This is a genomic window from Pirellulales bacterium (assembly GCA_035533075.1).
Classification (GTDB): Bacteria; Planctomycetota; Planctomycetia; order Pirellulales; family JAICIG01; genus DASSFG01.
On the sequence record DATLUO010000169.1, the window covers coordinates 1 to 22,686 of the forward strand.

Consider the following 22,686-nt stretch of genomic DNA (forward strand, 5'->3'; position numbering starts at 1 on the left):
CCCACCGTAAGCGAGGTCATTAACGGTGGGCCGGCGCTCGCAAGCGCGCTGGCCCCACCCTACGTACGGATGCCCAACGCTGCGCTGCTCCCGCCCTTCGGCTTCTCCGGCCGAACAATGTCGGCTATGCTGCATAGAAGGGGGCGGAACGACGAAGCGAGGCCTTTCATGAACAAAACGCTCTTGGCACTGCTGTTCGGATTGATCGCGTGGGGAGGTACGGGCTCGACCACCGCGGCCGATGACGTGCCAACCAAGGCGGCCGCCGCGGAAGCGCAATCGAAACGGACCGCCGAGTTGATCGCCCAGCTCGGCGCCGACGATTTCTTTGCGCGCGAGCATGCCCAGCAAGAGCTGGGCGAGGTCGGCTTTGAGGCGTTCGATGCGTTGACCGACGCCGCCGAGTACAACGACGACATTGAAATCAGGCTGCGGGCCGGTTATTTGGTGCGCATGATGCGGCTTTCGACGGTGGTGGAGAGCGATCCGCCGGAAGTGAAGACGATCTTGGCCGACTACGAGAACCGCGGCGAAGCGGAACGGACGGTGCTGATCAAGCAGGTCGCCGGGCTGGGAGACGACAAGGGTCTGGCCGTGCTGTGCCGAATGGTGCGCTTCGAGCGCTCGACGGTGCTGTCGAAAGTGGCGGCGGCGGCCGTCATCGGGCAGAAGTGGCCCGCCGACGCGGCCGCGGCCGAGCGCCGCGCCGAGACCATTCGCCGCGGCATCGGACAAAGCGGGCGTACGGCCGCGGCCTGGCTGAAATGGTACGTCGCAGGCCATCAAGACGCGGCCGCGGCCATCGACGAATGGCAGAAGTTGGTGGCGGCCGAAGAGCATCGCGCGACCGAGACGCCGCACCAGACGCGTCCGGAGATCGTCGCCGCCCTGTGGCGCGAGCAGGCCGTTTTGCTGCGCAAGCTGGGCCGCGAGCGCGAGTCCGACGACATCCTGCTGCGGCTGGTCGATCGTGAAGAGGGATCCATTTCCGGCGAATCGCTGGAAGAGTTGTTGCGATGGCTGGTGGAGCAGCGGGCGTTCAACGTAGTCGATCACCTGGCCGGGAAATTCACCGACCGCTTACAAGCGGAACCCACCTTGCTCTACGCACTCGCCGATGCGCGGAAGGCGGAAGGCAAAGAAGATCTGGTTCGCGAGACGGTGGCCAAGGCGCTGAAACTGGGAGGCAACGATCAAAACGCCTATGAACAGCACTACCGCGTGGGGATCGAGTTGATGCGCCGGCATCGTTGGCAATGGGCCGAAGGAGAGTTTCGCCGCGTGGCCGAATTGGCCGGCAAGGAAAGCAGCTATTCCATCGATGCGCGCGCGAGGGTAAGCGAAATCTTGCACGACCGAGGCGACGATCGCCAGGCCGCCGAAGTGCTGGAGTTGGCCGTCGGCGACATGGAGAAGAACGTGCAGGACGGGAACGAACAGAGCAACGCCGGCCGAACGCTGGAAACGACGCGTGCCCGCATGCACTACTTCTTCGCCTGCAGCCTGGTCAAGCCGGACGAGCGCAACGAGCGCATCCGCCGTCTGCTCGACGCCGTGAGCGAAGACCCCACCGACGCCGACGCCCTGATCGCCCTCTACCGCATCAAGGATCTCGATCCGCCCTTGGTGGAGCAGAACCGTGGGCGGATTCGCAGCGCCGCCGAGCAGTTCCGGCAGCAGATCCAGCAGCAGCCCGACGACCCGACGCCCTACAACCAGTTCGCTTGGCTCGTGGCCAACACCGAGGGAGACTACCAGGAGGCGCTTCGCTATTCCGAGAAGTCGCTGGAGTTGGTCCGGGCCAATCCCCGGCTTTCCGGCAGCGAGGCCAGCCTGCTCGATACCCTGGGCCGCTGTTATTACGCCGTGGGCGACTATGAAAACGCCGTCAAGGCCCAGTCGAAGGCAGTGGAGCTCGATCCGGAATCGGGCCTGATGAGCAAGCAGCTTGGGATTTTCCGCGAGGCAGTGAAGGAAGCGAAAAAGCCATGAAGCGAGTCTTTGCACGCGAGTTGGAATTTGGCGTCGTCGATCAGGGCCAGGGAAGCCCGCTTCTGTTCGTTCACGGCTTCCCGTTGAGCCACGCCATGTGGAACGCCCAGATTCCGGTGTTCGCGGCCGACCATCGCGTGATCGCGCCCGACCTGCGCGGATTCGGTGACAGCGTCGATACCGACGGCGTGGTGTCGATGGAAGACTTCGCCGACGATCTGGCGGCGATTCTCGACTTCTTGAATGTGCGCGAACCGGTGGTGCTGTGCGGGCTATCGATGGGCGGTTACATCGCATTGCAGTTCGTTCGCAAATACCGGCAGCGGCTGCGCGGGTTGGTGCTGTGCGACACGCGGGCGTCGGCCGACGTGCCCGAAGTCGTCGAAAACCGCATGAAGGTCGCCAGGCTCGTGATCGAAAGCGGCACGCAGCCGGTGGCCGAAGCCATGCTCCCCAAGGCATTTGGGCCGAAGACCTACGCCGAGCGGCCGGAAGTGGTCGAAGCCGTGCGGGCGATGATGATCGCCTCCGATCCGACCGGCGTGGCCGCGGCGTCGCGCGGCATGGCCACGCGGCCCGACATGACCGGCCTGCTCTCGACGATCGACGTTCCCACGTTGGTGATCGTAGGGGCCGACGACGTTCTGACCCCGGTCGACGAGATGCGGCGGATGGCCGAGGCGATTCCGGGGGCGGAATTTCGGATCATTCCCGAGGCGGGGCACGTGACGCCGTTGGAAAACCCATTAGGCTTCAACGCGGTGTTGGCGGAGTTTCTGGAAGGGATGAGAGATGAGAGATGAGAGATGAGGGATGATGATGGCCGAAGGCCCATCCCTGTTCCCTCATCCCTCATCCCTCATCCCGCATCCCGCATCCCGCATCCCTCATCCCGCATCCCTCATCCCGCATCCCTCATCCCTCATCCCGCATCCCTCATCCGTCACCGCATGCCTCCTTCTGTCGTAACCATTGGCAACGGCGCCGGCTTCTTGGGAGACAATCTCGATGCGCCCCGGCGACTGGTCGAAACGGCGAGGCTCGATTACCTCACGCTCGAGTATCTGGCCGAGCTGACGCTGTCGATTCTGGCCAGGTTGCGCGAAAAAGACCCCCACGCCGGCTATGCGGAAGATTTTTTGACCGTGTTGCAGTCGCTTGTGCCTCCAATGCGGGCCCAGCCTGGCTTGCGACTTGTGACCAACGCCGGCGGCATGAATCCCTTGGGCTGTGCGCGTCGGGCCGCGGCAATTCTGAGCGAAGCAGGACTCGCCGATGTGTCTCTGGCGGTGGTGACGGGCGACGATCTTCTGCCGCGGCTGGCCGAGCTGGAACGTGCCGGCTGCGAGCTGACCAATCTCGATACGGGCCAGCCTCTGTCTTCGCTCCACGAGGAGGTCGTCAGCGCGAATGCTTATCTCGGCGCGGGCGAGATCGCGGCCGCGTTGGCTGACGGGGCGCAAATGGTCATCACAGGCCGAGTCGCCGACGCCTCGCTGACCGTCGGCCCGGCGATGCACCACTTCGGCTGGCGATGGGACGACTGGCCTCGCTTGGCCGGCGCCAGCGTGGCCGGACACCTCATCGAGTGTGGCAGCCAGGCGACGGGCGGTTTTTATTCGCATTGGAACGAGATCGAGCTGGCCGACGTCGGCTATCCGATCGCCGAGATCGCCGAGGACGCTACGTGCGTCCTCACCAAGCCGGCTGGCTCCGGCGGGCGAGTGAATCGAGAAACGGTGACCGAGCAGCTTGTTTACGAAATTGGCGATCCGGCCCATTATCTGACGCCCGACGTCGATCTCGACTTCACGACGGTCGAAGTCGACGACTTGGGCGGCGACCGCGTCGCGGTGCGGGGAACCACGGGGCGGCCCGCGCCGGAGCAGTATAAAGTCTCGCTCACCTACCGCGGCGGCTACTTCGCCAGCGGACAGATGCTCTGTTACGGCCGCGACGCAGTGAAGAAAGCCCGCAGTTGCGCGGCGGTGGTTCTCGCCAGGTTGCGTGCCGCCGGCTACGATCTGGATGAATCGCACGTGGAATGTCTGGGGGCGGGCGAGGCCGTACCGGGCGTGCCGCCGCCGCCCGCCGATCTGCGCGAGGTGATGTTGCGGTTGACCGTTCGCGACCGCAGGCGCGAGGCGGTCGAGCGGTTTACGCGCGAGTTCGCTCCCTTGACCACCAGCGGCCCGGCCGGCCTGGCCGGTTATGCCAGCGGCCGGCCGCAAGTCCGCCCCGTTCTCGCCTACTGGCCCGCTCTCGTACCCAAGGAGCTTGTTTCGCCGCGGCACGAAACTCGTTCGGCCGCCGAGTGGTGTCAGTCCGCGCGTGGGAAGCAATGAGGCCTCATGTCCAGCATCAAGCTCAACCAGATCGCTCATGCCCGCAGTGGAGACAAGGGAAACCACGCCAATATCGGCGTCGTCGCCTACACCGCGGCGGGCTACGATTTTCTTTGCGGCACCTTGACCGAAGATCGCGTGGCGACGTTTTTCGCGGCCTTGCGTCCCGGCCGCGTCGAGCGGTTCGAGCTGCCGCGCATCGGGGCGCTGAACTTTGTTCTTTACGATGTGTTGGCCGGCGGCGCCAGCCAGTCGCTGCGCATCGACACGCAGGGCAAGCTGCTCGGCACGGCCATCGGCGAGCTCGCTTTGCCCAAGCCGGAAAACCTGGCGGCCATGTTGCGCACAGTCGTCCCTTGATGAATCTGCGGCGAAGCAGCGACGGTGGCGGGTATTCAGAGAGATCCCCGCCAAGGCTTGCTGGCTGACCGCCTGGCATGACGCAAGCGGAGCTGGCGAAGGCGGTCGGTGCGGCCTCGAACACAATGGCAATTCGGGAGCGAGGCGAGCGGTCCTTTTCGCTCAAGTTGCTGAACGCCCTGGGCAAGGCACTCGACGTGCCGGCAGGTTGCCTGGCGATCATGGGCTCGCCGAGCACCGGAACAAGGAATCCTGCGGCGTCGCAGGTGCTGGCGAAACTGCAGTCGTTGATTTCCGCCACCATCCAGTGAGAACGATTTTAAAATCGTTCCGACCCTTTTTCTGACCCGCCGCGCCGGTCGTCTCTCCACACGCCGCAGCCACCCGTTGCCTGTTACTTTACCTTGCTCGCTTTCTCTTTGCCACGCGCGGCTTTGGCTTGTTTCGCTTCGCCGGCCCGCAGCGCCCGGCTTAGCTTGTCTACCGTCGCTACGTTGGGCGAATGCTTGCCGTGTTCCAGCCGGTTGAGCGTTTCCACGCGCACGTCCGCCCGGCGGGCCAACTCGGCTTGCGACCAACCCAACGCGCGGCGGGCGCGAATCAGTTTGCGGGCCAAAACCACCCGCGCCGCTTCCACGGCCGGGTAACGCCCCTGCGCGTCCGGCCCCGGCAACTCCGGTCCGGCCTGTTCGCCCAGCAACCGCAGATACTCGGCTTCGGGCAGAATCACAAACCGCTCGCCCGTGAGCGTTACCGTTTGCACGGCCGACGGGTCAATCATCGCCATAGCGTTTCGCGCCTCGCTCTACTCGTCACTCGTCATAAAAGCCGTCGCGGTGGCCGATCTTCTCCACAACCACGGTGTCCGGCTCGGCCGGTTGCTCGCCCTGGGCCGGCTTGCCGCGCTCGACGTAAAACTGGACGCGATAATCGCCCGTCCGCAGCCGCCAGCGGCCGGCCAGTTCTCCTCGCAACGGCTTCGCGCCGCTCACGTCGGGCCAGTTGCGTAACCGCTCCAAGATGCGCGTCACGCGGGCGACGATCTTGTCGGGCAGCTCGTCCAACTGCGCCAGAGCGTCCGGCAGAACCATCACCACAGCCATACGGACCAGTATCGGCGGGGGTTGGCATGAATGTCAAGGGTTGACGTGCCGCGTGACAACTACCATGCGGTCGACGTCGGTCGGCCCGCCGCGGCGTCAACGGTAGTGTGCGTTGCACGCCGGCGGGGCCGGCTTGTTTTCCGCAACGCAACCGACCGCGGCGCCTAAGCCATAGTATGCACCAGCTAATTCCGCATCTTGCCACGCCGCAAGATGCCGACCGCGCAAAACCAGCCCACGGCGGCCCCGGCCAGAACGTCGCTGGGGTAGTGGGCGCTGCCCAAAACTCGCTGCACACCCACCGCCAGGGCGAAGACGGCGAACAACAATTTGCCTCGCGGATAAAGCATGGCGAGCGTGAGAGCCAGCGCGACCGCCGTCGCCGTGTGCGCCGAAGGAAAGCTTTGCCAGGCGCTGCCGTTGCGGCCAAACGGCAGCCAGGCCGCGAACGTTTGCCAGCCCTCTACGCTTGCCAACTCGGTCGCACTCGGACGACTGCGGGAGATAAGCAACTTCAGCAGGTTTGCGCCGCAGCCGCCCGCCAAGACCACGAGCACTGTGCGGGGCAGCAGGCGGCGGCGCAGCGGATCGAGGGTGTAGACCGTCACCAACGCCAGAGTGACCCCGACTCCGTGCCCGAACGCTTCGGCCAGGCTCATCAACTCGCGAACCAGCCGCGGGTAGTTGCGGCCGTGTGCCCACTGCGCCACCGGCATGTCGATGGCCAGCGCCGCGCCGGCCAACACGATCAGTGAGACCGCCGGCAGCAGCCACATTCGCCAGCCGCCGGCAATCTGCGGGCGGCCGCCGTCGTCAGAAGATGCATGCTGGGCGACGATCGGAATCGTTTGAACAGCCATATTCGTCTTTCCATACCAGGAATGCCGGTCCCGCGGAAGTTCAGTGCGACGCGGAGGCAAATTGATGTTGTCGCGATATGAAGACCGCCCGTAGACTCCCTAGCATGCAATCCCCGGCCCGCCAGCAGTTGCTGCTCATCATCGCCGCCACGTTGATCTTCTTTGTCAACTTGGGCGGCGCCCATTTGTGGGACGACGACGAGCCGAAGAACGCGCAATGCGCCCGCGAGATGCTGGACCGGGGCGATTGGGTCGTCCCCACGTTCAACGGCGAGTTGCGGCCCGACAAGCCCGTGCTCGTCTATTGGCTGATGATGTCGGCCTACCAGGCGTTTGGCGACAACGAATTCGCGGCCCGTTTTTGGTCGGCGGTGGCAGCCATCGGCACCACGCTGGCCACTTACCACCTCGGCAGAACGCTGTTTAACGCCAGGGTCGCGTTTTGGGCCGGTTGGATTGTGGCCAGCTCGCTGATGTTCGTCGTCGCCGGCCGCGCCGCCACGCCCGACTCGCTCATGATCCTGTGTACCACGGCGGCAATGCTGGCATTTGTCCGTGCGACGTGGGGAGCCAGCACCACGTTGGCCGGCGCCAACCGGCTGAGCGACTTCGTGCCCCGCTCGTGGCTGGGGATGGCCGCCACGTATGCCTGCATCGCCTTGGGCGTGTTGGCCAAGGGGCCGGTGGCGCTGGTGTTGCCCACGCTGGTGCTGCTCGTGTATCTGGTCGCGGTCCGGCGGCGATTGACGGGGTCGCACGCGGGCGGGAATGAGACGTCTTCTTGTCTCAACGACCTCCGCATGTTGAGGTTCTTTTCGCCGGCCGCCTGGTGCGTCGCCGGTTGGAAACTACGGCCGCTGACCGCCCTGCTGATGCTGACCCTGATCGCCTTGCCTTGGTACCTCGCAGTCGGCTTCAAGACGGATGGCGACTGGCTGGCGGGCTTTTTCGGCCACCACAACGTGGGCCGTTTTCTCAGCCCGATGGAAGGACATCACGGACCGTTCTTTTATTACGTGCTGGCCATCGCCTTCGGGTTCTTCCCTTGGACCATCTTTCTGCCCCAGGCGCTCATGCGCGCCGGCCGCAAGTTGCGCGGCGACCCGGCCTGGGCGGCGTACCTGTTTGTGATCTGCTGGGCAGGCGTTTGGACGGTTTTCTTCTCCTTTTCCGGAACGAAGCTTCCCAGTTACGTCACGCCCGCCTATCCGGCGTTGGCCCTGATCGCGGCCACCTGGATCGACGCCTGGCTCGCCGAGCCGCACAAGGTGAACCGGTGGGTATTGCGGCAGAGCTTGGCTTCGCTGATTGTTGTCGGTATCGCGGCGATCGTGCTGTTGCCCATCCTGGCCCTTTACGTTTTGCCCGGCGAAGCGGTCTTGGGCGTCGTCGGCCTGGTGCTGGCGGTGGGAGGTTCAGCGGCGCTGGCGTGGGCGGTGCGGCGGCCGGACCGTGCGGCGATGTGCCTGGCGGCCACGTCGCTGGCGTTCATGCTGTCGCTGTTCGGTTTCGCCGCCGTGCGGGCCAGCCACCATCAAAACGGCGCCGCGCTCATCCGCTCATTGCGGGCAAACAGCCTGAATCCGCAGTTTGCCGCCTTCGATTTTGCCGTGCCGGGCCTCGTTTATTACGCCCAGAGCCGGGTGCCGCAGTATAAGCACGCCGACGACGCCGTCCGATATTTGCAAAGCTCGCCACGGGCATTGGTGATCACCTATACGCGCGGCTATGAAGAATTGCGTCCGTTGCTGCCTCCCGATGTGACCGTGGTGGCCAGCCAGCGGCGGTTTCTGCGTCGTAGCGAAGTGATTGTGTTGGGCCATGCCGGGGCGGCCGCCCACCGCACGGCCGCGAGGGCGGTTCGGCCATGAGCCTGTCCATCGTCATTCCGGTCTACAACGAACTGGAGAACATTCGGCCGCTCTATTCGGCCGTCTCCGGCGTTTGCCACACGCTCGGCCGCGACTATGAAATCGTGCTGGTCGACGACGGTTCGACCGACGGCTCCTCGGCGGCGCTCGACGAATTGGCCGAGGGCGACGCGGCGGTCAAGGTCGTGCATTTCCGCCGCAACTTCGGGCAGACCGCGGCCATGAACGCCGGCATGCACCTGGCTTCGGGCGACATCATTGTGACGCTCGACGCCGATCTGCAGAACGACCCCGCCGACATCCCGCGCTTGCTGGCCAAGCTCGACGAAGGCTACGACCTGGTTCACGGCTGGCGCCGCGAGCGGCACGACGCCTTGGTCCGCCGAAAAATACCTTCCCGGATCGCCAACTGGCTGATCTCGCGGACCACCGGTTTTCCGGTACACGATCTGGGCTGTACGCTCAAAGCGATGCGACGCGAGATTGCCCAAGAGCTGCAACTCTATGGCGAGATGCACCGCTTCATTCCGATTCTGGCGCACTGGCGAGGCGCCCGCTGTGCCGAAGTGGTGACGCGGCACCATCCGCGCAAGTTCGGCACGTCGAAGTACGGCCTGTCGCGCACGTTGCGGGTGGTGCTCGACCTGATCACCGTCAAGTACCTGATCGAGTATCAGACCAGCCCCATGAAGCTCTTCGGCGGATTCGGTTTGGCCAGCCTCGCCACTGGCGGTCTGGCAGGCCTGGCGACCGTCGTCATGAAGCTGGGCGGGGCGATCGATATGACGGGCAACCCGCTCCTTCTCTTGACCGTGTTTGCGGTCCTGGCCGGATTGCAATTCTTTGTGCTCGGCATGCTGGGCGAGGTTTCGGTCCGCACCTACTACGAGAGCCAAGGGAAGCAGCCCTACTCGGTCCGCTCGACACGGAACTTCGATCGCCCGTTGAGCCAGCGCGACGACAGGCTCGTCGCGTAAGCCTCCTGGCTTCGGTCGCAGTTATGCCCAGCCCTCACGATACGGTTTGCTCAGCAATGAATTGGCGTCCGACGAATTGGCGATCTTCAACGCCGCGGCGTCCCAGTGCAGAGCTTCGCGCGGCAGGCGGATCGCCACCGTGCCCAGCAGCACCGCCTCGGTGAGCGGCCCGGCATAGTCGAAATGTGACGTGGTCGATCCTTCGCCGCGGCAGGCATCGGCCCACGAAAGGTAATGGCTCCGGTCGCCGACCTCCGGAAACCTGTAATCGGCGAACTTTTCCGCGGGCAGCAACTGCGGCATGGCCACGTGCGGAATCACGAGCGTTCCCCGCTCGCCTTTCAGCACCGAACCCGCGCCGGGCAGCTTAAAACTATCGGGCACGCCGAGCAGCTCGCGCGGCGGCTGCTGTCCGTCGCCCTCATACCAGGTGAGCTTCAACGTCGAATCGGCGGTCCGCTGGGTGCCGGGGAAGTCATAGTAAACCGTGGCCGACTTGGTCCACACCTCGCGGTTGATCGGCGGCGCCTCAGCCCGCACAGTGAGCGGCGCGGTCAAATCGAGGGCCATGAAAACGGGATCGAGAATATGGCAGCCGAAGTCGCCGAGTTGTCCGTTGCTGAAATCCTGCCAGGCACGCCAGTTGAAAGGATGATAAATCTTCGCCTTATACGGCCGGGCGGGCGCCACACCGAGCCAACTGTCCCAGTGCAGGCCCGCGGGAACGGGGTCGGCGCCTTCCGGCCGGTCGCTTTCGATCAGCCACCGCATCGGCCCGCTCTGCCAGGAATAGACTTCCCGCACTTTGCCAATCACACCGTCGTGAACCAGCTTCACGGCCATGCGATAGGCCACGTGCGACTGAATCTGATTGCCCATTTGCGTGACGACGCCGGCCTTCTTCGCCGCCAGGCGCATCTGCCGGGCCTCGGCCACGGTGTGCGTCAGCGGCTTCTGGCAATGGACGTGCTTGCCCAGCGCGATGGCGGCCAGCGAAATCGGGGCGTGCATGTGGTCGGGCGTCGAGACGATGACGGCGTCGATATCGCGGGCCTCGTCGAGCAGCCGCCGCCAATCGGTATAGCGGCGGGCCTTGGGAAAGGCTTCGGCGGCGCGGCCCAAGTGCTCGGCGCTCTCGTCGATGTTGCACAGCGCCACCACATTCACGTGCGGGCTCTTGGCCGTCTCGCTCAGGTCCGACCAGCCCTTTCCGCCCGTGCCGATGCTGGCGATATTGAGCCGTTCGATCGGGGCCGCCCAGGCCCGCGACGCGGCCCGCGACAGCCCCGCCCCTGCGGCGGCCAAGGTTTTGACGAACGTGCGGCGAGTCGAACGATGCGGCATGGTGTATTCTCCGATAAAACCTAGACGGCGGACCCAATCAGTATCGACCGCCGTAGCCGGCCCCGCAAGTAGGGCGGCGTGAAGACCTTACGCGGCACTGGCGTTTGTCGGCCGAGAGAAGAAACCTTGTTGTTGCAAGCAATTCACGGCGGCCTTCATATTGTCGAGCGAAACCTCGGTCGGAAATCACTCCGGGCCGACGGAGCGGGTTGCTTGACAATCAAGACACAATGTCTTAGCATGATCGCTCGGCTTGGTAAACCCGGCGGAAACCGACGGTAAGGTTCACCTCCCACAACCAGTCCCGATCCATGCCCAGCGACGCCCGACAACTCGTCGATCCGGCTTTCTTCTCGCGGCTCGAGAACCTCGAACTGCGGGCCAAGGGCATCGTCGAAGGTTTTATGCACGGCCTGCACCGCAGCCCGTTCGTCGGGTTCAGCGTCGAGTTCGCCTCGCACCGCGAATATGCCCAGGGCGACGACCTGCGGCACGTGAATTGGAAACTGTTTGCCCGGCAACGGCGGCTGTATGTCAAGCAGTTCGACGCCGAAACGAACATGAACCTCTACCTGCTGCTGGATATCAGCGGGTCGATGGACTGCCGCAGCAAAGGCATCAGCAAGCGGGAGTACGGCGCGGCGCTGGCTGCCGCCCTGGCCCACCTGGCGCTCAAGCAGCACGACGCGGTCGGGCTGGCGCTGTTGGCCGACGAGGTCGTGGCACACCTGCCGCCCAAGGCCCGCGCCCATCAACTGCAGGAGATCCTGCGCGTCATCGACGGCGCCAAACCGCGGCCCACTGCCGACGGTGGTCATGGGGGAAGCGGCCGGGCCTTCCAGCAGGCAGCCGAACTGTGCAACCATCGCGGCATCGTGGTGATTCTCAGCGATCTGTTCGACGATCTCGACACGTTGATGAAGGCCATCGAGCGGCTCCGTTTCCGCAATCACGAGGTGATCGTCTTTCACCTCTGGGATCCCTGGGAGCGCTATCTGCCGCTGGAAGGCCACTATCGTTTTCACGACTTGGAGACCGACGAGGTGCTCGTCACGCAGGCCGAGAGCGTGCGCGACGATTACGTGAAGGCGGTCGAGGAGTGGCGAGCGCAATTGGATACGGAGTGCCGCAATCGGGCCATCGACCGCGTGGAGTTGACCAGCAGACGTCGGTGCATGCCACGGTCCACAACGGCGGCCCCTTCGGCACCGAAGAGCTGTCGGTGGTGCTGCGGCTGGCGGCGGGCCAGCGCAAGCTGGAGCTGCGCGAACGGGTGAAGATCGACCCCGGCGCTTCCGAGTCGTTGCGGTTTGACCTGCCACCGCTGGCCGAAGGCGCCTGGCGAGGCAAGGTGCTGGTCGAGGTTGAAGACGACCTGCCGCTCGACAATGAGCGCTACATTGAGATTCTGGCCGCCAGGCCCTATCAGGTGCTGCTGGTCGACGGCCGCGCGGCGACGTCGCCCTGGCTCGCGGCCACCTATTTCCTGGATGCCTCATTGCGGCTGGCGCCGCCGGGCGAGCTCGATCCGACCGTCTCCTTCGAGCCGACGCAGGTCTCCATCGACGCCTTGCCCGCCAAGCTCGACCGCTTCGATTGCGTTGTGCTGGCCGACGCGGGCAACGTCGATGCCGGCGATGCGAAGCGGCTGGCGCTGTTCGTGCAAGGCGGCGGCGGCTTGCTGGTGTTTGGCGGAGAGAACGTCACGTCGGACCGGACAGAGAACCTCAGACAGGAGGAGCTGTTGCCGGGCGACGTCGTCGGCATCGACGCGGCCACCGACTTGCCGTTGCGATTGAAAAGCTGGGACGTCAAGCATCCGATCTTCGCGGCCTTCAGCGATCCGCAGCTTGGCGACCTGCGCCGCCTGGCGTTCTCGGCCTGCACGAACGTCGTTCCCGCGGCGGATGCTGAAGTGCTGGCCACCTTCCGCGACGGCAAGCCGGCGCTTGTCGAGCGTCGGCATGGCAAGGGAACGATCGTCTGGTTCACGTCGAGCTGCGATCGCCAGTGGAGCGATTGGCCTCGCAGCCGGCTCTATTTGCCGCTGGTGTATCAACTTCTCGGCTACCAGACCGGCCTTTGGGCCGGCGGGCGCGTGCGTTCGGCGGTGCTCGAAGGCAAGACGGATATGCCCGGCGACGCCGCACCGGGCATCGTCGCCGGCGACGGTTATTCGCTGATTGTGAACACGAGTCCTCGTGAGAGCGAGACCGAGCGTTGTCCGGCGGACGAGTTCGTGAATCGTTTCGGCCTCAAGCTCGCCGATGAGGAGCAAGCGCCGCGGCCGGCCGCCGTGGCCCAGGCCAGCCTGGGCACCGAGATGATCGAGAGCGAAGTTTGGCAATGGGTGGCCCTTTTAGTATTAGCGGTCTTACTGATGGAAAGTTTAGTCGCAAATCGAACGGCAGCGTGAGGCACGACCATTTTGGATTTTCGATTTTGGATTTTGAAGTGGGCATCGACGACGACCTGCGCAAGGAGTTCATCGACGAGACGCGCAAAGCGGGCTGGTCGCCCGATCGTCGTCCGCGGTGGGACTGGAAGAGCACGGTCGCCGGGTACTATGTCGCGCCGGCCCGTTACCACGTGTTGCTTTCGCGTCTCTCTTCGTCGCTGCGTGCCCGGATGCAGGAGTTGATGCTCGGCGACCTGAGTGCCAGCGGCGACGAACCGATCCCGCCGCAGTATCAGGAGTTGGTCGATCGCTACTACCGGCTGCTGGCGACGCAGCGCGGCAAGTGATTTTTGATTTTGGATTCTGGATTGTCGGGCAAAGCCAACTGGTAACGCCGGCGCTATGACGAGACCTTTTCCTTGGCCTGTTTCAGGTGGCGTTCCACAGCCGTCAGCATCTCTTCGTCCTCAACATCCCAGATGTCCGTGTCATAAGGCTCAGTCGGTTCGCGGGCCCAGCTTGCTATGTTCGCGACCGTCTGACCTAGGCGCCACTCAGGATGCTGCTCACTCATCTGGGCCAAGAGCTGCAGCAGTTTCTCGCGAGCAGGACTCATGGTACGCTTCCCAGCGGCGCCGCGAAGCCGACTGCCAATGACTGAGGTATGCGAGGCATGCGACTAAGATTGACGGCCTTCTGTGTGCTCATCACGGCCATCGTCGTTGCGGCGGAGGATGAGTCGCCCGACGCGCGGCCTGCCGGCGACCCGCTGCGCGAAGCGTATCGTGAGGATGCGGAAAAGTGCAATTTCTCCACTTCCGACGGCCATCCGCTCGAACTCGTAAAAGAGCCGATCATGCGTTGGTCGAACGACGGCGCCTGGTCGGGCGACGTCTTCGCCTGGACGCGCGAAGGACGCCCGGAAGTGATCGGCTGCATCTTGTCGGGTCCGGGCGCAAACAAGCTCCGTTATGTCTATCACGAGTTTCACCTGCTGGCCGAGAAGCCGATCGCGCCGGCCAGCATCCAGGACGGCCGCCGGTGGGAACCCGCCGAAGGGCTGAAAAATCGAGCGGCTGGCCGACGTTCCTGGGCCGGCGAAACGCGCCCCGGCGCGGCTCGTTCAAATGCGAGACATCGCCCGCAGTTTCACGGCCTACATGTGGGTCGGCAACACCACCGAGCTGCGTTTGCTGACGCAACCTTTGATGCGCTACGGCGACGGGTGGACCGAGATCATCGACGGCGCCCTGTTCGCCTACGTCTGGACCCTTGGCACCGACCCCGAGTTTGTCTTGCTCGTGGAATGCCGCCGCGACGCTCAGGGGCCGGCCTGGTATTTCGCGCCCGCGCGGTTCTCGAACCGAGGGGTCTGGCTCAAACGCGCCGATAAAGACGTGTGGGGCGTGTACGGACACGATGAGCCGCCCGGCAAGCGGACGACGCAGATTTACACCACGGCCTTTGCGCGCTCGATGGCGGACCGACGAAAGTCGGCGGCCCCGGGTGATTGACAATGCCCGCGTGGGGTTTATGATAGCGGCCATGCCGTGAGCTCCTGTGCGGGACTCACGCGCCATTTCACGAACGAATCGTTAAGCCGTCGCCGCGCGGGAAATCGATCTGCGACGGCCAGGTGTTTCGCCCTTCGGCGCTGAAAGCGGAGGAACTCGCGATGGACGGTGTTGTGACGGCTGGTCGGCCTGCCCCTTTGGGGTGCGCCGGGGTTGGCGGCAGCGGCCGGGCTGCCGCCCGGCAAACGGAGCGCTGGCGCGCCGGCAACGCGCGTCTGGTCGGCGCGGCCCTGCGTTGGGCGCATGGCAAGCTCGCGCCGTGGCTACGATACAAATACCGGTCGCTGTCGCAACGCGACGCCGACGTGCTCGCCGCGTCGGCCGTCGAGCGCGGCTGGGAACACCGGGCGACGTTCGACCGCCAAGAAGGGACGCTCAATGCCTGGCTCTCGACGATCGCCGACCACTTGGCCCTCGACGAAGTTGGCGACTGGTGGCGCAAAAACCGCGACGCCGCGACGGCGGCGAGTGTCGATTGGCAAGAAGCCCTGCCCGACACGCACCTGGCCGGCGACGTGGCAGATGCGGTCGCGGACGAGCCCGACATCCGGCCCGAACTACTCCAGGCGATGGACGAGGTTCTGTCGCCCAACCAGGTCGTTGTTCTGTTGGCCGACGCGCGCTCCCCGGAGGGCATCGCGCCGGCCGCCGAACTGGCCGCGGAGCTGCGCATCTCGGTCGAAGCCGTCTACATGCTTCGCCTTCGCGCGCACCAAAAGCTCGGGCCGGAGCTGGTGCGCCGCGGGCTCGCCCCCAAACCTTTCCAAACTAACGGGGGGAGCGTAGAGGACACACACACACACACACACACACACACACACACACACACACCACAATAGCTCCGGGTGTGTCTGGCGAATCGGAAAAAAATGGGCGGGCCCGTTAGGCTCTTCGGTATAGCTCAATAGAGGCCATGCGGGACGCCGCCCTACGGTGGCGGACCATTTTGGCGCCAACCAGGTCGAATCCGATCGACGAAACAAGGCTCCCGCGCGTGAAACGGTGCCATTGGCTACGTGCGCTGCTTCGAACCGTGGAAGTTCGATTCCGCCCAATTTGTCGGGTGACGCCGAATTCACGCGCGGCCCTGGGCGACCGGGGCGGTTCGACCATTCGTCGTGTAGGTAACTCGTTCGGAAGTGTCAATTAAGGAGAACCAACATGCGGCGTTCGTCTTGCAAATTGATGGCATTAGGGGCCGTGGCCCTGTCCGTAATCGGTGCTTCGGTGGCGCGGCCCGCAGGCTATACGGTGCAACAAGGCAACTGCACCATGCAAGCGGTGCAAATCTGCCACCCAGGCGGGACCAATTGCACGGTCCTTGCCGGGATCGATTTGAATGGCACCAATGTTTGTTACGCGTACGGTTGCAGCGGAGGGACTGCCGGCATGTATAATTTTTGCATTAGTGGCGGCGCAAGTGGCGGCTGCTCGGAGTCATTGAATCCGGGAACGGCGAGCGTGGTCACCTGTACGACGGGCTCATGCAACCAGTGGCAATGCACGGTGGCGGACGCCATCTGCACCATGACCCTCGTCGGCAGCGTTCCCGCAACAAGTTGCCGATGTCCGGCGGGTGGCGGAACGCCCGTCACGGAGGTCTTTTATCCCTCGCACTGCGACCCCGCCCCCGCTTCTTGATCGAGATTCGGATTGTCTCGGAGGAACGCAGGTCTATTATGCCTCTAGCTGCAACCCCGCCCCCCGGGTAACAAAAGGAACACGCGAACGAAACGCCATTCCGCGGAACCGCAACCCTCAAGGCCAAAACGGGCCATGATAAATCCAAACTCAGGCAACAACCGCCGAGCCCTCGCGCTCGGCTTGGTACTGGCAATGCTCGCCCCGGCCGGTCCGGCACTCGCGGAAGAGTCCACGGACGACGCCGAGCAACAGGCGGACCCGCGCGCGGCACGGCTTGCCGAAATCGTCGCGAATGTACGCGCCGCCGAAGCGCTCTACGAGAACGCGGAGCTGCTGTTGACGAAATCATTCAATCAACACACGAACGCCAACGATCACGGCGGGGTGATCGAGACCTCCTCGTCGACCACTCGTTGCGTTCTTCAGGATGGAATGCTCTACCTGCGGCTCGACGGGGAAGTGCGCATTCACTCGGGGAAGACACTGCTCGATCACTCGCTGCAAGGATTCGATGGCGAGAGGACGCGAATCCTGGAAAAGGGAGCGATCGGCAACATTTACCGTGGCCGCTTCTGGGACATTCGGGTTCCGCGCCCGCATACGCTTGTGCTCGGCGTCGGATGGACCAAGGAGCCCCTTTCAGCGTTGCTGTCAGGGGCGCCTTTTCGGGAATCGTGGCACGGCCGAGCGCTCTATGAAGGAGAAGAGCGCCTAGGGGAGGTTGACTGCGTGCGAATTCGCTTGGACCTTTGGCGCGAGGGCGAGGACGCCCAATCGGGCAACACCGACTGGATCATTATGTGGCTAGCGCCCCACCGCAGCCACCTTCCCGTGCGTGTGGCGACCTACGTCCCCGGCTATAGCCGGAATCACCCGATCCAAACCGGCGGCGCCGATGACTTCCGCGAAATCAGTCCGGGGATTTGGTTCCCGTTCCGGGTTTCGGTGCGCATCTTCGACGAGGCGGCGCTGTGGGACAACAAGGTGGTGCCGCGCAGCGACGCGGTCTATCGATTCGACAAAGTCGACCTCAACCCCCGTTATCCAAAATCGCTGTTTTCGGACATCGAGTTCCCGCCGGGAACGCCGGTTTACGAATTGGAAGGCGACAAGATCATCCGGCAGTACACCGAACGCGCCGGCGTGATCGGATCGCTGTGGGCGAATAAATACAAGCTCGTCGCCGCGCACGTATTGTTGGGGGCCTGCGGCCTGCTCGTGTGGGCCGCCGTGCGGCGAAGGAGGCGCGCCGCACAGCCGGCGCCTCACGCCGCGTAACCACTCTTCAACCCCTTTACGAATCGCGGGAGGTGGACAATGCGTATCGCGGCCATCGCGACAGGACGGCGCGGCCTCATGTTTCCGGCGCTCGCCGCCCTGCTCTTGCTTGGCGGTTGGGCGGCGCTGGCATTCGTCCGCGCCGCGCCGACGCAGCCTGGGGCGGCCCGAGCGAACCAACCGCCCGGAGCGCCGCCGAACGTGGCTGTCGCCGCGGCGGCGGTGACGGCGCCGGCGGCCGAGGCGACGATCGCATCGCAACCCGCGCTGGAGTTGCCGGACGGCCCGCTTGACCTCGGCAGCGGCGGGCCGGGGGACGTGCTCGAAGGCGACTTCGAACTTCGCAATCCTACCGACAGTCCCGTCGACTTTGCCCTGCGCGCCACCTGCGGGTGTACCAGGCTCGGCCCGTTGGTCGGAGTCGTCGGGCCGCACGGCGCCCAGAAGATCGAGATCGCTACACAGCTCGAACGGCGCGTCGGGACGGCCCGCCGCGTTGAGATCACCGTTACCGACAAGCGCAGGGAGCGCCGCTTCGGCGCTTTGTTGGTCGTGGGCGAGTGCCCGTCGCCCTTGTCACTCACGCCCGACGAAGTCAGCTTCTCGCAGGTCTCGCGCGGCGAAGCGGCGTCGCAACAGATTCTGGTCCGCACGTCCGAGGGAGGGCCGCTCGACGCGCGCCGCCTGCGCTTCGAGATCGACTCGGATTGCGTCGACGTTCGCCTCGATCCGTCCGACCCGCACGAATGCCGGCTTACAGTCGCGGTCAAGCGAGATGCCCCTTTGGGCTACTTCAACGATGCGTTGACGCTTCTCCTGGCCGAGGATGAAAGCCGGCCGGTGCGCGTCGTCGTCCAGGGTGAAATTGTAGGCGCCGTCGTTGTTTCGCCGGCGGTGTTGCGATTGAAACACGGCGCCCCGCGCAAACGCCCGCTCGAGCACTCGTTTTTTGTGCTGCGGCCAGGCGGCCGAGCGCTCGGCGAACTTATTGACGTCGAAGCTCCGCGCGGCGTGGCCGTGAAAGCGATGCCGCAACCGAGCGCGCGCGCTTCAGTGCGCCGGTTCTCGGTCGCCGTGCCCGGATCGGTGGCGACCGACTTCGAAATCAAGCTGCGCTTCCGCGACCTGCCCGAGCCCGCCGTCTTGACCGTCAAGGCGGCGGCCGAATCGGACGTCGCCACGAGCACCGAAGGCATTGTGCGCGCCGCGGTACCGTGAATTCAGCCGTATTTCCAGGCCCGAGTGTATGAGCGGTTTATATCATCGCGGCGGCGTGACGTTGATGGAATTGCTGGTCGTGATTTCCATTATTGGCATGCTGATGGCGCTGTTGCTGCCGGCCGTCCAGGCGTCGCGCGAGAGCGGGAGGCGGATGCAGTGCCAGGACCACCTGCGGCAGCAGGGTCTGGCACTGTTCAACCACGAATCGGCGTTCGGCCGGCTGCCATCGAATGGTTGGGGCTATCTCTGGGTCGGCGATCCCGACCGCGGCACGGGGCCGCGGCAGCCGGGCGGATGGATTTATGCGACCTTACCCTACCTTGAGCGCGGCGATTTGCGGCGCCTGGGCACCGGGCAAGCAAAGTCCGACAAGGAAAAGTCGCTGGCCCTGTTGCTTGCGTTCCCATTGACATTATTCAACTGCCCGAGCCGCCGCGCGCCCGCGCTCTATCCCACGCCGTGGCAGCCGTTCAACAGCTCGGCCATTTACGCCGCTGCCAAGAGCGACTATGCGGTCAACGGTGGAGACGTGTTTCTCGACGTGGGCGAGGGACCGCTGACGCTCGCGCAGGGCGACGACCCGAATTACCAGTGGCCCAAGCCGAAGACCGACTTCACCGGCGTCTGCTTCTTGCGCAGCGAGATCACCTTCGCGCACATCAAAGACGGCAAGAGTTATACCTATCTGGTCGGGGAAAAGAACGTGCGCGACTATACGAGCGGCACTGACAAGGGTGACGACCAGAGCATGTATTCCGGCGACGATTTTGACATTGCGCGCTGGACGCCACTCGGCTGGACGCCGCTCAACGACGCGGCGGGCAACTACGACTTCGGCCGCTTCGGCAGTCCTCACCCGCACGGTTGCAACTTCGTGTTTTGCGACGGGTCGGTGCGGACGATCGGTTACGGCGTCGACGCCGAGGTGCATCGGCGGCTGGGCAATCGGCAAGACCTGGAGGTCATCGACGATGGCTGGCTGAAGTAGGATTGTGGATTTGCGATTTTGGATCTCCGGCCTGTCGGTCTTAGGGCTTTGGTGTTGGGCTTTCGAACTCGGGGTTTGACGAATTAGGGAGGGTGGACGATGGCGGGATTGATCGAACGGACCGAGCGTCTCGTGCCTAAGGCGGCGACGGCGCACGCCGAAACGGAGCCTCAACATCTCGCGGGGCGAGACGGCTACGATGCGCTGCTGACGGTCATCGTCCCGGTCTACAACGAGGCGGCGACGGTCGATGAATTGCTGCGCCGCGTGGTTGACGTGCCGCTCGAGATTCAGGTGATCGTCGTCGACGACGGTTCGAGCGACGGCACGACGGCGATTCTCGAACGCTGGGAAGGGCACCCGCTGGTCGAACTGCTGGCGCACACGCGCAACCGGGGCAAAGGGGCGGCGGTCCGCACGGCGCTCGAACACGCGCGGGGCCGTTATGCGATCGTGCAAGACGCCGACCTGGAATACGACCCTCGCGACTACCTGCGCCTGCTGGAGCCGCTTTTGGCCGGCGAGGCGGACGTTGTGTACGGGTCGCGATACCTCAACGAGCGTAGCCGAATTCGTGAGAATTCGGGCCGAGGCAGGGGAACTCTCACGAGTTCAGCTACGGGCCTGGCGCCTACGCCGCCGTGGACTACGTTCCGTGTCGGGGTTTGTGCATTGAACGTGGCGACCCGCTGGCTCTACGGGACGCGGCTCAGCGACGAGGCCACGTGCTACAAGCTGTTCCGAACGGAAACGCTCAGGGCCATGCGTCTAGAGTGCGAGCGGTTTGAGTTTTGCCCGGAGGTGACGGCCAAGGCCTGCTGCATGGGGTTGCGCATCTCGGAAGTGCCGGTCGGATACCATCCTCGCGGCGCCGCGCAAGGAAAGAAAATTCGCTTGCGCGACGGAATTGAAGCGCTGAAGACGTTATGGCGCTGGCGGAAGTGGACCGGGTAGGGACGAGACCGGCGGAGGATGGCCTTCCCAGGCCGTCCGGTGACAGCGAGAACAAAGAACGACGCGGCAACCCTGGAAAGGCCATCCTCCTCATACCCAATGATCGCGAAACTTTTACGACGACCAGGCGTTGTTGCTACGCTCTTGCTGAGCCTTCACGCCGCGCTACTGGCATGGGCGGCCACGCGGCACAGCCCGGCGATCGACGAGGTGGGGCATCTAGCCGCCGGTTTGAGCCACTGGAAGTTCGGCCGCTTTGACCTTTACCGCGTGAACCCGCCGCTGGTGAGGCTGGTGGCGACCGCGCCGGTCGCGCTTATGCGTCCGCAGATGAATTGGGCTGCCTATTCGGTCCTGCCCGGCACGCGTTCGGAGTTCGATTGCGGCGAGCGCTTCATCGCGGTCAATGGCGCGCGCTCGCTTTGGTTCTTCACCGTGGCGCGCTGGGCCTGTATTCCCTTCAGCTTGCTCGGGGGCTGCGTCTGCTATCGCTGGGCCGGCAAGCTGTACGGCCCGGCGGGCGGACTGCTGGCCTTGTCGCTGTGGTGTTTTTGCCCCAATGTCTGGGCGCACGCGCAGATGATCACGCCCGACGTGGGCGCCACGTCGACCGGCGCGGCGGCTTGCTATCTGTTTTGGCGCTGGCTGCGCGGGCCGACGTGGCCGCGCGCTTTCGCGGCGGGCAGCGTGCTTGGCCTAGCCGAGTTGACAAAAGCGACTTTCTTGGTGTTGTACGTCGTTTGGCCGCTGGCCTGGATTGTATGGCGGCTGAGCGCGCGCGTAGGCCAGGCCTTCCAGGCTGACGGCACCGCGGTCGCAAGCGGCGACGCTCAGTCGCGATGCGACGAACATCCGACTCAAGAGTCTGGCCTACGTCAAGCGGCGCACCTGACAGTGATGGTGGGGCTCTGCCTCTATGTGGTCAACCTGGGCTACGCGTTCGAAGGCTCGTTTCATCGGCTTGGAGATTATCGGTTCATCAGTGAAGCGCTCGGCGGCCCGCGCGACCCGCAAGCGCCGGACGGCTGGCCGGGCAATCGCTTCGCGGAAACCCCAATTGCGGACCTCCGCCTTCCGTTGCCGGCCGACTACGTTTTGGGCGTCGACCAGCAGAAGAGCGATTTCGAGCGCGGCTACCCGTCGTACCTGCGCGGCGAGCGCGGCCACCGTCACGGCGCCGAAGAACACGCCAAACGAGCGCAGCGATATGGCCGACTCGCCCGCTCGTGTCAACGCACTTCGCAACCCAAGCTAACGGCGTGCCAAATGCGATAGCGTGTCGCGTTTGGCACGCCATTAGCGTGTGTCGGCAGAAGACTGGAACGAGCCGCCCGGCGCGCCGACGACGCAGATTTACACCACGGCGTTTGCGCGATCGATGCGGGATGAGAAAAAGTCCGAAGCTAAGTGACACTAAGCATGGTCTAGTCCTTAAACAAGCATAGCCAGAATCCTCTGTGGCGCCGCGTCACGAAAAAAACGCGTAACCGCCGGCGTTTTCCGGGGTACTTGTGGTGTGGGGCCGTCAACACACCACGTCAGCACGGAGGATTTCAAGTGAGCAAGAGTATCCCACAAAGGATGCGGTCCCGCCAGAGGCGCATCGCGGCACGATTGGACCGATTCAATTATCCGCCCGACATGAGCCGGCCGATGATGCGCGGCAGCAATCTGCACTACGAACTGGCCGATCGCGCCGTCGGCACGGCGTATGGCGGGATCGGCCTGGTGCATCAGTTGGTCGAGCGCTTGGATTTGGCTCGCGAAATCAACGAGC

At 64.5% G+C, this 22,686-nt stretch carries 22 protein-coding genes; 17 read left to right on the forward strand and 5 right to left on the reverse strand.

Annotation, left to right across the window (positions count from 1 at the left end; all coding sequences use genetic code 11):
- The first annotated feature begins 168 nt into the window (after positions 1 to 168).
- The 5 genes from VNH11_20810 to VNH11_20830 all read left to right on the forward strand — a co-directional run bounded on the left by VNH11_20810 (position 169) and on the right by VNH11_20830 (position 5,008).
- Positions 169 to 1,992, forward strand: coding sequence for a tetratricopeptide repeat protein (locus tag VNH11_20810; GenBank protein ID HVA48820.1), 1,824 nt, complete (start codon positions 169 to 171; stop codon positions 1,990 to 1,992).
- Positions 1,989 to 2,795 (forward strand): alpha/beta fold hydrolase, encoded by an 807-nt coding sequence (locus VNH11_20815; GenBank protein HVA48821.1) that lies wholly within the window; start codon positions 1,989 to 1,991, stop codon positions 2,793 to 2,795. Before VNH11_20810 ends, VNH11_20815 begins: the two co-directional genes overlap by 4 nt.
- A 147-nt stretch (positions 2,796 to 2,942) precedes the next feature.
- On the forward strand, positions 2,943 to 4,337 hold the full coding sequence (locus tag VNH11_20820) for an acyclic terpene utilization AtuA family protein (protein ID HVA48822.1): 1,395 nt from the start codon (positions 2,943 to 2,945) through the stop codon (positions 4,335 to 4,337).
- Between the two features lie 6 nt (positions 4,338 to 4,343).
- On the forward strand, positions 4,344 to 4,697 hold the full coding sequence (locus tag VNH11_20825) for a hypothetical protein (protein HVA48823.1): 354 nt from the start codon (positions 4,344 to 4,346) through the stop codon (positions 4,695 to 4,697).
- Between the two features lie 77 nt (positions 4,698 to 4,774).
- Positions 4,775 to 5,008, forward strand: coding sequence for a hypothetical protein (locus tag VNH11_20830; protein HVA48824.1), 234 nt, complete (start codon positions 4,775 to 4,777; stop codon positions 5,006 to 5,008).
- Positions 5,009 to 5,091: 83 nt separating this feature from the next.
- On the opposite strand, the gene VNH11_20835 is transcribed toward VNH11_20830, so the two are convergent.
- The 3 genes from VNH11_20835 to VNH11_20845 form a co-directional block, all read right to left on the reverse strand.
- Positions 5,092 to 5,478 (reverse strand): helix-turn-helix transcriptional regulator, encoded by a 387-nt coding sequence (locus VNH11_20835; protein HVA48825.1) that lies wholly within the window; start codon positions 5,476 to 5,478, stop codon positions 5,092 to 5,094.
- A gap of 31 nt (positions 5,479 to 5,509) precedes the next feature.
- Positions 5,510 to 5,788 carry a type II toxin-antitoxin system RelE/ParE family toxin gene (locus VNH11_20840; GenBank protein HVA48826.1) on the reverse strand — a complete coding sequence of 93 codons (279 nt, stop codon included), beginning with the start codon at positions 5,786 to 5,788 and terminating at the stop codon, positions 5,510 to 5,512.
- A 197-nt stretch (positions 5,789 to 5,985) separates the two neighbouring features.
- A complete protein-coding gene (locus VNH11_20845) occupies positions 5,986 to 6,660 on the reverse strand; it encodes a phosphatase PAP2 family protein (GenBank protein ID HVA48827.1) in 675 nt (224 codons plus the stop codon).
- A gap of 104 nt (positions 6,661 to 6,764) precedes the next feature.
- On the opposite strand from VNH11_20845, the gene VNH11_20850 reads away from it, so the two are divergent.
- Together VNH11_20850 and VNH11_20855 are read left to right on the forward strand one after the other, a co-directional pair.
- Entirely contained in the window at positions 6,765 to 8,531 is a 1,767-nt protein-coding gene (locus tag VNH11_20850; GenBank protein HVA48828.1) for a glycosyltransferase family 39 protein, read from the forward strand.
- The gene (locus tag VNH11_20855) at positions 8,528 to 9,508 is read left to right on the forward strand and encodes a glycosyltransferase family 2 protein (protein ID HVA48829.1); all 981 of its coding nucleotides are present in this window, start codon (positions 8,528 to 8,530) and stop codon (positions 9,506 to 9,508) included. The genes VNH11_20850 and VNH11_20855 overlap by 4 nt, the downstream gene beginning before the upstream one ends.
- Before the next feature lie 21 nt (positions 9,509 to 9,529).
- Here VNH11_20855 and VNH11_20860 read toward each other — a convergent pair whose 3' ends face one another.
- Positions 9,530 to 10,852, reverse strand: coding sequence for a Gfo/Idh/MocA family oxidoreductase (locus tag VNH11_20860; protein HVA48830.1), 1,323 nt, complete (start codon positions 10,850 to 10,852; stop codon positions 9,530 to 9,532).
- A 311-nt stretch (positions 10,853 to 11,163) separates the two neighbouring features.
- On the opposite strand from VNH11_20860, the gene VNH11_20865 reads away from it, so the two are divergent.
- From VNH11_20865 to VNH11_20875, 3 genes are read left to right on the forward strand one after another with little or no spacing between them, the layout of a single operon-like run.
- The gene (locus tag VNH11_20865; GenBank protein HVA48831.1) at positions 11,164 to 12,129 is read left to right on the forward strand and encodes a DUF58 domain-containing protein; all 966 of its coding nucleotides are present in this window, start codon (positions 11,164 to 11,166) and stop codon (positions 12,127 to 12,129) included.
- Complete coding sequence (locus tag VNH11_20870; GenBank protein ID HVA48832.1) at positions 12,024 to 13,268, forward strand: hypothetical protein; 1,245 nt, start codon at positions 12,024 to 12,026, stop codon at positions 13,266 to 13,268. Before VNH11_20865 ends, VNH11_20870 begins: the two co-directional genes overlap by 106 nt.
- A 26-nt stretch (positions 13,269 to 13,294) precedes the next feature.
- Positions 13,295 to 13,597 carry a hypothetical protein gene (locus VNH11_20875; protein HVA48833.1) on the forward strand — a complete coding sequence of 101 codons (303 nt, stop codon included), beginning with the start codon at positions 13,295 to 13,297 and terminating at the stop codon, positions 13,595 to 13,597.
- A 53-nt stretch (positions 13,598 to 13,650) separates the two neighbouring features.
- Here VNH11_20875 and VNH11_20880 read toward each other — a convergent pair whose 3' ends face one another.
- Positions 13,651 to 13,866 carry a hypothetical protein gene (locus tag VNH11_20880; GenBank protein ID HVA48834.1) on the reverse strand — a complete coding sequence of 72 codons (216 nt, stop codon included), beginning with the start codon at positions 13,864 to 13,866 and terminating at the stop codon, positions 13,651 to 13,653.
- A 511-nt stretch (positions 13,867 to 14,377) separates the two neighbouring features.
- Between VNH11_20880 and VNH11_20885 the strand changes: the two genes are divergently transcribed.
- From VNH11_20885 to VNH11_20915, 7 genes are all read left to right on the forward strand, one after another.
- Complete coding sequence (locus VNH11_20885; GenBank protein ID HVA48835.1) at positions 14,378 to 14,764, forward strand: hypothetical protein; 387 nt, start codon at positions 14,378 to 14,380, stop codon at positions 14,762 to 14,764.
- Positions 14,765 to 14,925: 161 nt separating this feature from the next.
- Positions 14,926 to 15,663, forward strand: coding sequence for a hypothetical protein (locus VNH11_20890; protein HVA48836.1), 738 nt, complete (start codon positions 14,926 to 14,928; stop codon positions 15,661 to 15,663).
- Positions 15,664 to 16,660: 997 nt separating this feature from the next.
- Entirely contained in the window at positions 16,661 to 17,746 is a 1,086-nt protein-coding gene (locus VNH11_20895) for a hypothetical protein (protein ID HVA48837.1), read from the forward strand.
- 39 nt (positions 17,747 to 17,785) lie between these two features.
- Entirely contained in the window at positions 17,786 to 18,964 is a 1,179-nt protein-coding gene (locus VNH11_20900) for a hypothetical protein (protein HVA48838.1), read from the forward strand.
- A gap of 28 nt (positions 18,965 to 18,992) precedes the next feature.
- Positions 18,993 to 19,955 carry a DUF1559 domain-containing protein gene (locus tag VNH11_20905; protein ID HVA48839.1) on the forward strand — a complete coding sequence of 321 codons (963 nt, stop codon included), beginning with the start codon at positions 18,993 to 18,995 and terminating at the stop codon, positions 19,953 to 19,955.
- A 99-nt stretch (positions 19,956 to 20,054) separates the two neighbouring features.
- On the forward strand, positions 20,055 to 20,909 hold the full coding sequence (locus tag VNH11_20910; GenBank protein HVA48840.1) for a glycosyltransferase family 2 protein: 855 nt from the start codon (positions 20,055 to 20,057) through the stop codon (positions 20,907 to 20,909).
- A gap of 144 nt (positions 20,910 to 21,053) precedes the next feature.
- Positions 21,054 to 22,184, forward strand: coding sequence for a glycosyltransferase family 39 protein (locus tag VNH11_20915; protein ID HVA48841.1), 1,131 nt, complete (start codon positions 21,054 to 21,056; stop codon positions 22,182 to 22,184).
- Positions 22,185 to 22,686: the final 502 nt, after the last annotated feature.